Here is a 12911-nt window from a genome sequence, read left to right as displayed (position 1 = left end):
ATTTGATACTAATAAGATTACTCTAAACATATTCTTCTATTAAAAAGAATATAAAGGGGTGTAAAGTTAATTGACAAAAGTTAAAGTTCGTTTACGACCCATTGTTCATAACATAAATTTACCCACTGTAATAAAAACAGCAATTCTTCCAGGTGAATCGGCTGAAAAGCTATTTATCGCAACGCAATTAGGAGAGGTTTTTCACATAGGAGATGGCGTCATAAAAACATTTTTAAATATTCGTCAACGAATTATAAATTTAGGTACATCTGAAGAAGGCGTTTCTAGTAGTGGTTATGATGAACGAGGATTGCTTGGACTAGCATTTCATCCACAATTTTATCAAAACGGTTTATTTTATCTTCATTATTCTGTCGCTGGAACCCAAGGGCCAGGTGCACTTTCTGAACAATTTAAACCGAATCCTTGTGACCCAAAAACGTTAAACTTAAAGTGGACAAATAGAGATACGCAATATGATCATATCGATACAATCGAAGAATGGATTTTACAATCAAACGGTCAACCTCAAAAACGTAGAACATTACTTAATATAAAACGCCCATTTTTTAATCATAATGGAGTAAATACTTTAAACTTTTCTCCAGAGACGGGGAAACTTGTTTTTACAAATGGAGATGGTGGTTCGGGTTATGATCCGTTCAATTTAAGCCAAGATGATTTAGAAATAGCAGGTAAAATTATTGAAATCGATGTAAGTAAAAATACATTCATAAATAATCCTCCAGTCGTTACACGCTTTAATGAACTTCCTCTATCTATACAAGAAACACTTACAGTAATTGCGAAAGGTATTCGTAATATAACCGGTATTTCATTCCAAAGGTTTTATAATCAGTATATTAAATATGTAGGTAATGTCGGACAGGATATTGTAGAGTCTATTTTTTCATTTGTTCAATATAAACCAATACCGGTTACCGAACTTGTTCAAATACATGTAATGAGACTCACTTCAAATCAAGATGGATTTATTAATTTTGGTTGGAGAGGATGGGAAGGAGAATTGCCTACTTCTTTTATAAAACACTGTTCTGAAAATCCTACTTTGGATGAGAGAACAATGGCTTATTATAATGAAACAATAGAAACATCAACGAAGCGAATTCAGCCACTCATTAGTTATTTTCATAAGGATCCTAGACCAGATAAGTTTGGCGGGACTTCTCTAACAGGAGTTCAGCCATATATGGGAACTGCAATCCCGAATTTAAATGGTAGCGTTGTGTTTACCGACCTTGCTAGAAAAGAAGAATCTCCGCCGCCAGTTAAAGGTGTATTAGCATATACTAGAGCAGGTACAGATGGTAAACATACTGATTTTCATGTTATTGAAACTGATTATGATTTTGGTACGCAAGCAGCTTATTATATGAGTTTAGGAACAAATTTGGATCAAACTAGGTTATATTTAGGAGTTTACGGTTCTATGAAAGTAACTGATTTTAACAAAGGTACCATTTTTGAAATTATCCCTTAATACGATATACACTCGTAGTTTAATCATACAAGGAATTCCCTTTGTTTTAAAACGTACAAGTTCTCCCCCTAAAAGCCTTTTATTGTATAGTAACTCATAACAAGTAGAAAGCAGCTCATAAACCACTAGTGTATGAATAAGATAGAAAGTGATGAATGAGATATCTTTAGGGGGTATTTTGATGAATCGATTTGTACGTTATTGGTGTCAACTTATGATAGAGAATAATGGGGACTTTGTTCATAAAAGAAAATTATCCCTAGCAAATAAAGTAGTCATTACAGCTTTAATGAGTGCTTTGGCCACCATGTTTCAAGCAGCAGGTAACTTAATTCCTGGTATAGGGTTATTTATTAGCCCTTTTGCGACGTTACCAATTTTTTTGGCTATTTGCTACTCTATTCGTGAGGGAGTACTTTCTTATCTCCTTACTATCCTCCTATTATTTATTATTGAGCCAAGTGAACTAATTGTTTTTCCATTTACTACAGGCTTATTAGGTATAGCCTTAGGGCTTTCCTTTATACAATTCAAGAGGAGAATTTGGGTAATTTCCTTTTCTGCGATTTGTCTACTTATAGGAATTACGATTGTTCTAGATATTTTTCGCTTTCCCGTGCTTGGTCCTACTATTCATACAACTATGGATATAAAAATTATTTTATCAATATTTATACTGAGCTTTCTATACTGCTGGATCTATGCAGGGCTTTGTAGAATATTGTTGAATAGGTTATATAAAGTATTGTTTTAACAATTGCATAGAATGGAGATTTAAAACATGTATAACGTTGAAATTAGGAGACCGAATTCGGATGATTTAGAGGAACTTCACTCATTTTTTCGTATAGTTATTACGAATACCTTTAAAGACGAAGGTTTATCACAATTATCGGATGACATAGAAAATGAAATTAACACGAAAAAGCAATATTTAAAAACAGATTTTGATAGTAATGGAGAAAAACGTTACTTTTTATTAGCAATAGATACAAATAACGATAAAATCATTGGTACAATCGAAGTTGGTCCAGCAAGTACATTAATTAATAGTTGTACAGGCGGTGTACTTAAGGATTTGTATGAAATAGGAACTGTTTTTATACTGCCGGAGTATCAAAAAAAGGGTATCGGGAGTTTACTACTAAATGCAATATTTCTTACGTTACTTAGCAAAGGTATAACAGAGTACTGTTTAGATAGTGGATACAAAAAAGCGCAAAGTATATGGACGAAGAAGTTTGGAGAGCCTAGTTATGTACTGAAGGATTATTGGGGAGAATCAAGTGATCATATGATTTGGAAAAAGAGTTTACATGATGCCCCTATAATATTTAAATTATAAAATGAAAAATGCCTCTGAACGTAGCTTTTCTTACATATGTATGCTATTATTTACCTTTATAATAAAAGAGGACGTGAATGAACTTGATTAAAATTAGTATCCCTGAAGTTGATGTTACAATTACTGAACGTAAACAAGTTATTAGAGGAGACGAGCCAAGAATTACGCCAATCAATGGTTTTATCGATTTCCACTTGTTCCCACGAGATAAAGGCGGCATTTTTATGTTTTACAATATTAATGACGAACTTCTTTTCGTAGGTAAAGCTCGTAAAATTAGACAACGTATTAAGAAGCATTTCGAAGATAACGTTTCGCCAATTAAAAATCACCGTGACGAAGTATACCGCATTGATGCATGTATCGTAGAAGATCCAACAGAAAGAGAAATTTACGAAACATATATCATTAATGAATACAAAGCAAAATATAACGTTGATAAAGTATTCTATAAATAAGTAATAAAAAACAATCCTAGTACATATACTGGGATTGTTTTTTATTTAGAATTATTCCTCATATTTGCCTCCTTTTTTTAAATGATTAGCAGCAATAAAACAAACTACACCTATACATATAAGTACAATTCCAATTGTTTTATGTTTTCCAAAAAAGAAAGGAATATCAGAAATAACATTTGTCATACATAACCCTACAAATACGAGGATAGGTCCTATCCACAGTAATACATTGCCGAATTTTGTATGTTTCCACATAGTAAGCCTCCTCATCCCTTTTTACATATATATCCATGAATTAAAAGGAAATTCATAGAGAAATATAGTTTTTTTCATATCGAAAATTTAACCTTCATATATTGGTACAAGCAAACAAGAAAGGGGACCATCATGAATTGGTTAGAAGCTTTTATATTAGGGATCATACAAGGTTTAACAGAGTTTTTACCGATAAGTAGTACAGGTCATCTTTATTTAGGAAGGCATTTGTTTCAATTAGATGAAGCAGGCTTATTTTTAGATACGATGCTTCATATTGGAACTTTACTTGCGGTGTTTATTTATTACAAAAAAGAATTTATATATTTAATCAAAAATCCGTTTTCAAAACTAATGCTACTACTTATTGTCGGGACGATACCCGCAGTTGTAATCGGATTGTTATTTAAAGACTTTTTTGAGGATATTTCAAAAACAGGTATTACGATTGGTTGGGAGTTTTTAGTGACAGGATTCTTTCTCTACATGGCGGATAAACAAAAGGATGGTCGTAAAAAAATGGTCAACATTACATATAAAGATGCATTTATCATTGGTTCATTTCAAGCGGCTGCTATTTTTCCGGCAATTTCTCGTTCTGGAATGACAATCGTCGCTGCATTATGGAGAAAGTTAGACCGCGAAACTGCTGCTTACTTTTCTTTTTTATTATCAACACCAGCCATTGTCGGAGCTATTATTTTGCAATTTGCAGATGTTTTTCAAGGGAAAGCAGAATCTATTTCTAGTACATCTTTAATTGTTGGAACTTTATCAGCAGCATTTTTTGGTTACATAGCTGTTTCATGGATGATTCAATACTTAAAACGTCACTCTTTAAAAGTATTTGCGTATTACGTATGGGGATTAGGTATTTTAATTATAACGTTGCAATATACTCATGTGTTTTAATTATAATAGTAAAGAAATTAATTAGTTTAAGATCCTGTTTCATTCATAAAAGACAGGATCTCTTTTTATTAAGGAGGAAAATATGTTTAATAAAGCTATCGTTATTGGCGGAAGTATCGCAGGAAAGCTCGCAGCAAAAGCATTATCAACTGCTTTTAAAGAAGTAATCATTATAGAAGCCGGTGAAAGATGGGATGGAAAGTCTTCGAGAAAAAGAGTCCCACAAAGTAATCATCCTCATGTGTTATTAAAAGGTGGAGAAAAAGCCATTGAGGAATTGTTTCCTAATATTACGAATGAATTAATAGAAGCAGGTAGTGTCGTACATAACTTTACTCGTGATTTAAAATGGCATCAATTTGGTTTATGGAAACAACCATTCACAGGAGAAGTACATATGATTCAACAAAGTAGATTTTTGCTTGAATGGCATATTCAAAAACGAATAGATCAGGTTTCTAATATTACTATTAAATATGAGACAGTGATTGAAGGGTTATTAATAGATGGAAAACGTAATAAAGTATGTGGAGTAAAAGCGAAATGTTTAGAGACTGGTACACAAGAAGAAATTCAAGCAGATATAGTTGTTGATGCAAGTGGATTCGGTTCAAAAAGTATAGCATGGTTACGCGAATGTAATATCGAAGTGCAGGAAGAGAAAGCACGTATTGATTTATTTTACACAACTAGAATGTTTAAACTTAAAGAAAATGAGAAATTAGATTACTGTAATACGCTAATGTCTCCAAGTTTCCCTGACAATCCGTATGGCGTTCTTATTCAAACGATTGAGGATAATCGTTATTTTGTTACTTTCAGTGGATATGCAAATGAAAAAGCACCACAAACAGATGAAGAATTTTATAATTTTGCTGAAAACCTATCAATCTCTAATGTTACTGATTTTCTAAATAAAGCTGAAGCCATTTCACATACCAAAACGTACAAAATTCCATATCAAGTACGTAGGCGATTTGATTTAGTGGATAATCTACCCGAAAGATTGTTAGTAGTTGGAGATGCACACTGTCGTTTTGATCCTGTTTTCGGTCAAGGTGTTTCCGTTGCTGCTATGGAAGCTCACCAGTTGCAATTACTTCTGCAAGGTAGAAAACAACTTGATAAAGCATTTACACAACAATTTTATAAAAAGGCAGCTACTATAATAGAAACCCCTTGGGATATGACAACAACAGAAATATCACGTCACCCGGAGCTACAGACAGCATTAACTACAAAACAAAAATTTCAGCTATGGTATACAAAACAAATATATCGACTATCCGCAAATAATTCTGATGTTTATATTCGGTTAGTACGAGTGATGAATTTAATTCGTAGTCCATTTCACCTATTTCATCCAAAAGTACTACTTGCTGTGTTACTAAAACAAAAGAAATAGCAGGAAAGTAGTTGATTAAAAACGAATATATAGCAGTTAGTAGATATAGGAGGGGTAATCGAGATGAAAATATACATAGAACAATTAAAGAAACACGATGCTAAGGATTTATTTACGTTTGAACTTACGAATAAGTCTTTTTTTGAAACAATGGTACCTAATCGTGGCTCGCAATATTTTGATTTTGAATATTTCCAAAAACTACTAGATAATTTATTAATAGAACAGGCGGATGGAGAATCTTATTTTTATTTAATTCGTAACGAAGAAAATGAAATTGTAGGGAGAATAAATTTAGTAGATATAGATTCGGAGACTCGAATCAGTTCGTTAGGTTATCGGGTCGGAGAAAAATTTACTAAAAAAGGAGTTGCAACTGCAGCCGTAAAATTAATTTTAGACGTAGCAAAAAATAATGAAATTAATGAGGTTCATGCTAAAACAACTTCTAATAATCTTGCATCACAAATTGTACTAGAAAAAAGCGGGTTTTCTTCTTATCAAAACGAAGCAGATACAACATCTGTACAATTGAATGGGGAACAGGTGAATTTTGTACATTATATTTGGAGAAATACTTCGCGCTTATAAGAAGGGGGATTTATTCATGAATGATTTACGTTATCCAATTGGACAATTTACATACAAACGTCCTATAACGGAAGAAATGATAGATACATGGATTCAAGAAATTGAAGATTTACCTAATGAACTAACAAAGGCTATCAAAGATTTAGATCAGAAGCAGTTAGACACACCGTACCGCGTTGGTGGATGGACAGTTCGTCAAGTAGTCCATCACGTTGTTGACAGCCATATGAATAGCTACATACGTTTTAAATTAGCACTAACAGAAAAGAATCCAACGATTAAACCATATAAAGAAGAGAAGTGGGCAGAATTACCTGATTCTAAATTACCAGTAGATGTTTCACTAGTAATGTTAGAGTCATTACATAAAAGATGGGTTAACCTTTTATATTCTTTAGAACTTGAAGATTTAGAAAAGACATTTAACCATCCAGAGACTGGTGAAACAAAACTTGCTGCTGCAATTGGACTATATGCATGGCATGGTCGTCATCATACAGCTCATATAACTTCATTAAGAAAACGACTAAATTGGTAACATGGAGATGCATTTAGAGAAAGCGAAAGAAACCGACGCAGAAGTTATATTTCAGATGCAAATAGACTCATTTAGCCCTTTATTACATAAATATAAAGACTACGAAACAAACCCAGCAAATGAATCTATTGAAAAAACGATTTTGAGGATAAATAATCCCAGCAGTAACTATTATAAAATGATAATAGATTCTAACCTTGTTGGAGCGATATGTATATCCAAAAAAGAACTACCTTATAAATTTTGGATTAGTCCAATGTTTATTCATCCAGTCTATCAAGGGAAAGGAATTGCTCAGCAGGTACTTATTTTAATTGAAGAGATGTTTCCAGAAGCACGAAGCTTTGAACTTGCTACGATTTTAGAAGAAGAAAGAAATTGTTTTCTATACGAAAAGATGGGGTATAAAAGAACAGAAGTAATAAAGAAATTAAATGATAAAACTACACTTATTTATTACAAAAAAGAAAGGTAAAGCATTTAAAATACGCTTTACCTTTTTCTGTTATTTTAGATTAAATATACAAAATTGATGAATATTCTTCCAAAATAATCGGGTTAGTAATTTCAGAAATGAATAAACATACGGAAAGACGTTATTTTGTCGTATATGTTACTAACGCTTTTTGAATGCTTAAAACACTATCGTCACCTTTAAATTCTTTCGTAATTGGGGCGCTCAAACTAGATACCCAAATTTTAAGTTCAGCATCCAAATCAAAATGCCCAGCTGTTTCAATGCTGAATTGTGTAATGCTTTTATAAGGGATAGAATGGTATTCTGTTTTTTTACCTGATATTCCTTGTTTATCTACTAAAATAAGACGACGATTTGTAAATACGATTAAATCACGAATTAATTTATAAGCATGTTCAACTTTCTCATCGTCTAACATAATCTTCTCTAAATCACGTTCTACACTTTCTGTACTCGCATTTGATGCATTTCCTAAAATACCGCTAAATAAACCCATAGGAAATTCCTCCTCCATTATTTGTGGAATGTGTTACTTATATTGTACCATGCAACTCAGTGTGAAGTTATGATATTACATTAGTAGTTTCTGGCTATTGTTGTAATCCTTTTATATAACCTCGTCTTAATATCTTATGCTAATATAAAAGTAAGAAAAAAGAAGCAGAGGGATATAGCATGAAAAATATCGGTTTAGTATTAGAAGGCGGAGGAATGAAAGGTTTATATACGGCAGGCGTACTCGAATATTTTATGGAAAAGAACTTATTCTTTCCTTATGTAGTTGGCGTATCCGCTGGAGCTTGTATGGGAGCAACGTATTTGTCACGTCAAAAAGGGAGAAATAAAAAAGTAAATACAGAGTTAGTTGCAGATCACCGTTATATATCTTATCGAAATTTAATTCGAAAACGTGAATTATTCGGAATGGACTTTTTATTTGATGAAGTACCTAATAAAATTGTCCCATTTGATTTTCAAACTTTCTTAAACTCAAATGAACAGTTTGTTATAGGGACGACTGATTGCGAATCGGGACAAGCTATTTATTATAATAAAGCAGAACACGGAAATGATATTTTAAAAATCATTCGTGCATCTAGCTCAGTGCCGTTTATAGCGCCTGCTGTAGAATATGATAATCGAAAATTACTAGATGGAGGAATTATAGATCCTATACCAGTTTTAAAAGCTCAAACTGATGGTTATGAAAAGAACGTTGTAATTATGACAAAGCCAGAAGGATATGAGAAGCAGCGTAATAAGTTTTCTGGCCTAGCTAAAATTTTATATAGGAAATATCCGAATATCGCACAATCTTTAGTAGAACATTATCGTTTTTATAATGAGACGATATCTTATATGCATCAAATAAAACAAAAAGACAACTTTTATATTATTCAGCCTAGCGTACAGCTTCCAATAAGCGGAATAGAAAGAAGTAAAGAAAAGCTCGTTAATTTATATAATCTTGGTTATACAGATGCTCAATATCATTATGAAAACTTATTAAATTGGATAGAGAACTAAAGGGGTGGAAAGTTGAAGTTAGGAAAACAAATTATTTTTAAGGAATTGCAGAAAATGCATAGTCCACTGTATAAACCGTTTCCGAATTGTGACATTCGAAAAATACGAAAAGATTTTAATACTATGTTTACAGAAGATGATTGTATAAGCGCTGATTTAAATTATTATTGGATGCATACAGCAGGTACTTTAAGTTACGTGCTTAATAATAATGAACAGGAGATTGTGTTTAATCAAATAAAGTGGCTAAGGAAATCTTTTTTTGAATGGTTTCCACAATATCGTTTTCTAGAAACAGAAATTGTTAAGTATCCCATTTTGTATAGAGGTTTCATGAATTATGAAAAGACCCGAAAGCTATTACTTTATTACCTTACTGAATAAAAACGTACAAGTTATACTGCTTGTACGTTTTTTGTTCATAAAATATACAATATTAACAACTTGTCCATGTAGGTATTTTAACGAGAAAAAAGAAGTACATATAGAGAATGTGTGAGGGAGGAGATAGAAGTTTGTTAGTTGTTTCCCTTTAAATTCATGTCCAACTCAAATATTTCGAGTAAAATTCGCTTCTAAATGGTATTATCAAATATCAAGAAAACTAATTTAGAAACGAAGAAGGGACAGATTTAATATGGAAAACGTATCAAATGTAGATAAAGTAGAATCAATAAAGTCTTTACAGTCAACAATCCGCAAACTAGAAAATGCCTTATCACAGATGACTCAAAAAGGCTCAAACACTACTTTAGTGAAAAAAAGACTCAAAGCAGCTAGTATCGGCTTAGCTATGTTAGAAAGTATTTGGAATCAAGAAACCCATCATTACACGCAAGAGGATTTAGCAGACGCTCGAAATGTTCTAATTGGTTTGCTTCCATCAATTGAAAAGATTTATGTTAAGTCAAAGCTTGGGAGTCCTCAAAGAACACTTTTAGAAAGAAGAATAAAATCATTAGAACTGTCTATTCAGGCAATTGATTATTTTTCTAATAAATAACTTCGCTAAACAAATAACTTACGACTACTTTTATATAGGGATTCTAATGAAAAAAACTACATATAGAATACTACAAAGGAGAAAGAGAGGTGACTACAATAATCAGTCCTAAGTTAGAGAAGCTTAAAAATCAATTAAAGAATGGAAATGAAAAAGCTCTTTATACTTTTTTGCATGAAAATAAAGTCAAATCACACGCCACTAATAGAACAATGCCCTGCAGATAATCAGTATAAGCTTATAACGTATATATGGTTAGGGGATCAAAACACTGAAAACGTTTATGTATTCGGTAGTTTTCCTGGTTGGGATCTGTCTGTAAATCAATTACAACGATTGTTACAGACAGATATTTGGTATGTTACGTTTAGGACGAATAAGAGTTTTATTTCAACTTATTATTTTACAGTAAATGATTTTTTTGAAAACGATTGGATAAAGCGTAGTGAACAGTACCAACTAGACCAATTTAATGAAAATGTATTTGGAGAAGGTGCCAATAAAGCGTCTATGTTAAAAATAGGTATGGACGTGCAGTATAGCAATCGTTTTCCTTCAAATGATTATCCATCCGGAAAGATTGAAACATATTCTTTTTATAGTTCGATTTTAAATAACACACGCAAAATTCATATTTATACGCCTCATGATTATTCTCACACTTCATATCTTCAAGAACTTCTCATTGTATTTGATGGGAATTCATTCATTAATGACCTTTCAATCACAAAAACACTTAATTATTTAATTTACGAAAAAGAAATCCCATCTTGTATTGCTGTTGCTATAGATCCAGTTAATCGGCTAGAAGAGCTAACTTATAATGATAAAATGAATGCATTTTTAACAGAGGAATTACTTCCGTGGATTCAGGCGAAGTATCGTGTGCATCAAGAAGTAAAACATATAACAATTGCCGGTTTCAGTCTTGGTGGCCTAGCAGCTTGTTATGCAGCGCTTCAAAATCCACACATTTTCGGGAACGTGTTGTCTATGTCTGGATCTGTACATTGGAAAAAGAATGGATATGAAAATCAAATTCCTTGGATTGAAAATCAAATTTCATCTATAGATTCAAATGCGACACAGCCTCAATTTTATTTAGCAGCAGGCGAACTTGAAAACAAACCTCTTTTAACGGCTAATAGACGCCTATATAAAGCTTTAAAAGAAAAAGAATACCAAATTACTTGTGAAGAGTTTCAAGGCGGCCATGACGGTGTTTGGTGGCGAGAAAAGTTATTTGATGGGTTGAAAGCATTGAAACGTACAAAAACGCTACTATAAAATATAAAGAGGAGAGATTCTATGAATCAAGAAGAACTAGATAAAAAACTAAAAAAGCAAGAGATTTTAGTAAAAGATGAGAAAGTTTGGTCCTATACGTATGAGGATCATATTAGTTCTATCGTGAAGGAAGCAGAAAAGAAAGGGTCTTTTGATAATATGCCTGGTAAAGGCAAGCCTCTTAATTTAGATAACGACCTTTCGTACAATCCTGAAAAGCAACTTTATAGAACGTTAAAGAATAATCATGTTTTACCTAGGTGGATTGAGCTTTCAAAGGAAATTGATAATTTAAAAGAAAAGCTAAAAGAAAATACAAATACTGCAGAAGCAGCGGATTTAATTCGAACTATTAATAAAAAGGTTTTAGAACATAACCTACTTTGTCCACCAAGTGCGCAAAAAACGAGGGTGAAAACGGACTTTTAACAATTTTTAATAAAGCTATCTCTTGCTATATAATTAAGTAAGGCATTTTCAATTCATTATTAAAGGGAGGCAAACGTAATGAAAAATACGTATCAACTTCAAATTCCGAAAGAACTAGAACAGTATCGTACTATTTTAGAAGAAAGTGTGAAACCGTATATTAAAGTGTCTGGAACATTAGCAGAGACAACGCTTTTTGAGAGTAAGTTTGGTGGTTATCCGTATGTACCTATAGATCAAGAGCATCCTAAAGATTCAAATGGACAACCTATGATGTTACTTGCACAGCTAAACTTTGAAGAAATGCCACATGTTGAATATATGCCTCAAGAGGGAATGTTACAGTTTTTTGTAAGTGCTGATGATGAACTTTACGGAGCAGATTTTGACCATCCAACAACCCAAAAAGACTTTCGGATTATTTATCATTCTACAATTACAGAAGATTTGAATAAGGTTATTACTGATTTTAGTTATTTAAATACTTTAGAATTAGAGGACTTTATCATACCTGAAGCAGCTAAACTACGGTTTGAATTAAGTTATCAACCCATAACATCAAGTGATTATCGATTTGAAAAGATGTTTAGTGAGGAAATTGATTGGGAAGAAATTGTTGATGAAGAAAATAATACAGAATTAGGAGAACTGTATGACGATATATATGTTTGTCAAGGGCATAAAATAGGCGGTTATCCATTTTTCACACAGACAGATCCAAGAGAATGGGAAGAAAAATACCAGCAACATGACATGTTATTGCTGCAAATCGATACAGATGATTCATTAAATATTATGTGGGGAGATTCTGGTGTTGCTAATTTCTTTATTAAAAAAGAAGATTTGTTAAATCTAGATTTTTCCAATGTTATTTACAACTGGGATTGCTACTAAAAAGATATAAATGAAATACTAGCAAGCTAAAAAATCTTCCTGAAGGTGAGGGAGATTTTTTTATGTTAAAAATAAACGTTATGTTAACTAGAGTGTAAAATAATAGGAATAATAAAAGTCAAGCGTAAATAACAGAAATAACAAGAAATAATGTAAAGTTGTAAAACGTGTGTAAATAGCAATAAATTCATACAGTAAAACATAAAATATAATTATTAATTTATGTTTTGTTTAGAAATGATTTTTCTGTATAAAAATTTCTCGCTGATCAAAAATGATTTTAAT

At 32.1% G+C, this 12911-nt stretch carries 16 protein-coding genes and 1 pseudogene; 15 read left to right on the top strand and 2 right to left on the bottom strand.

What is annotated here, in order from left to right; all coding sequences use genetic code 11:
• Positions 1–70 precede the first annotated feature (70 nt).
• The 4 genes from MR070_RS09045 (at position 71) to MR070_RS09030 (ending at position 3304) form a co-directional block, all read left to right on the top strand.
• On the top strand, positions 71–1501 hold the full coding sequence (locus tag MR070_RS09045; protein ID WP_242261097.1) for a PQQ-dependent sugar dehydrogenase: 1431 nt from the start codon (positions 71–73) through the stop codon (positions 1499–1501).
• A 181-nt stretch (positions 1502–1682) separates the two neighbouring features.
• Positions 1683–2255: a hypothetical protein gene (locus MR070_RS09040; protein ID WP_001079215.1), complete on the top strand. Its 573-nt coding sequence runs from the start codon at positions 1683–1685 to the stop codon at positions 2253–2255.
• 27 nt (positions 2256–2282) lie between these two features.
• A complete protein-coding gene (locus MR070_RS09035; protein WP_000282935.1) occupies positions 2283–2846 on the top strand; it encodes a GNAT family N-acetyltransferase in 564 nt (187 codons plus the stop codon).
• Positions 2847–2923: 77 nt separating this feature from the next.
• On the top strand, positions 2924–3304 hold the full coding sequence (locus tag MR070_RS09030) for a nucleotide excision repair endonuclease (protein WP_001048949.1): 381 nt from the start codon (positions 2924–2926) through the stop codon (positions 3302–3304).
• A gap of 51 nt (positions 3305–3355) precedes the next feature.
• Here the strand turns inward: MR070_RS09030 and MR070_RS09025 are convergent, their stop codons facing one another.
• On the bottom strand, positions 3356–3562 hold the full coding sequence (locus MR070_RS09025; protein ID WP_000265468.1) for a hypothetical protein: 207 nt from the start codon (positions 3560–3562) through the stop codon (positions 3356–3358).
• 132 nt (positions 3563–3694) lie between these two features.
• On the opposite strand from MR070_RS09025, the gene MR070_RS09020 reads away from it, so the two are divergent.
• From MR070_RS09020 to MR070_RS09000, 5 genes are all read left to right on the top strand, one after another.
• Positions 3695–4474, top strand: a complete 780-nt coding sequence (locus MR070_RS09020; protein WP_001104259.1) for an undecaprenyl-diphosphate phosphatase — start codon at positions 3695–3697, stop codon at positions 4472–4474.
• Between the two features lie 82 nt (positions 4475–4556).
• Positions 4557–5879, top strand: a complete 1323-nt coding sequence (locus MR070_RS09015; protein WP_000482030.1) for an FAD-dependent oxidoreductase — start codon at positions 4557–4559, stop codon at positions 5877–5879.
• 63 nt (positions 5880–5942) lie between these two features.
• Entirely contained in the window at positions 5943–6470 is a 528-nt protein-coding gene (locus tag MR070_RS09010) for a GNAT family N-acetyltransferase (protein WP_000708334.1), read from the top strand.
• A gap of 16 nt (positions 6471–6486) precedes the next feature.
• The gene (locus MR070_RS09005; protein WP_000999077.1) at positions 6487–7008 is read left to right on the top strand and encodes a YfiT family bacillithiol transferase; all 522 of its coding nucleotides are present in this window, start codon (positions 6487–6489) and stop codon (positions 7006–7008) included.
• Between the two features lies 1 nt (position 7009).
• Positions 7010–7483: a GNAT family N-acetyltransferase gene (locus MR070_RS09000; protein ID WP_070806168.1), complete on the top strand. Its 474-nt coding sequence runs from the start codon at positions 7010–7012 to the stop codon at positions 7481–7483.
• A gap of 121 nt (positions 7484–7604) precedes the next feature.
• Here the strand turns inward: MR070_RS09000 and MR070_RS08995 are convergent, their stop codons facing one another.
• A complete protein-coding gene (locus MR070_RS08995) occupies positions 7605–7982 on the bottom strand; it encodes a PH domain-containing protein (RefSeq protein WP_000522462.1) in 378 nt (125 codons plus the stop codon).
• Between the two features lie 179 nt (positions 7983–8161).
• On the opposite strand from MR070_RS08995, the gene MR070_RS08990 reads away from it, so the two are divergent.
• From MR070_RS08990 to MR070_RS08965, 6 genes and pseudogenes are all read left to right on the top strand, one after another.
• A complete protein-coding gene (locus tag MR070_RS08990) occupies positions 8162–9013 on the top strand; it encodes a patatin-like phospholipase family protein (RefSeq protein WP_242261096.1) in 852 nt (283 codons plus the stop codon).
• Positions 9014–9025: 12 nt separating this feature from the next.
• On the top strand, positions 9026–9397 hold the full coding sequence (locus MR070_RS08985) for a YxiJ-like family protein (protein WP_242261095.1): 372 nt from the start codon (positions 9026–9028) through the stop codon (positions 9395–9397).
• A 253-nt stretch (positions 9398–9650) separates the two neighbouring features.
• A complete protein-coding gene (locus MR070_RS08980) occupies positions 9651–10016 on the top strand; it encodes a hypothetical protein (RefSeq protein ID WP_000432682.1) in 366 nt (121 codons plus the stop codon).
• 89 nt (positions 10017–10105) lie between these two features.
• Positions 10106–11303 (top strand): annotated as a pseudogene (locus tag MR070_RS08975) (alpha/beta hydrolase-fold protein).
• Positions 11304–11324: 21 nt separating this feature from the next.
• Positions 11325–11732: a DnaJ family domain-containing protein gene (locus MR070_RS08970; protein ID WP_001070920.1), complete on the top strand. Its 408-nt coding sequence runs from the start codon at positions 11325–11327 to the stop codon at positions 11730–11732.
• 78 nt (positions 11733–11810) lie between these two features.
• Positions 11811–12626 (top strand): YwqG family protein, encoded by an 816-nt coding sequence (locus tag MR070_RS08965; RefSeq protein ID WP_070806164.1) that lies wholly within the window; start codon positions 11811–11813, stop codon positions 12624–12626.
• The last annotated feature ends 285 nt before the right edge of the window (positions 12627–12911 follow it).

The organism is Bacillus cereus group sp. BfR-BA-01453, assembly GCF_022662915.1.
Classification (GTDB): domain Bacteria; phylum Bacillota; class Bacilli; order Bacillales; family Bacillaceae_G; genus Bacillus_A; species Bacillus_A paranthracis.
The sequence above is the reverse complement of the archived record's forward strand: the minus strand, read 5'-3'. Positions and strand labels throughout refer to the sequence as shown.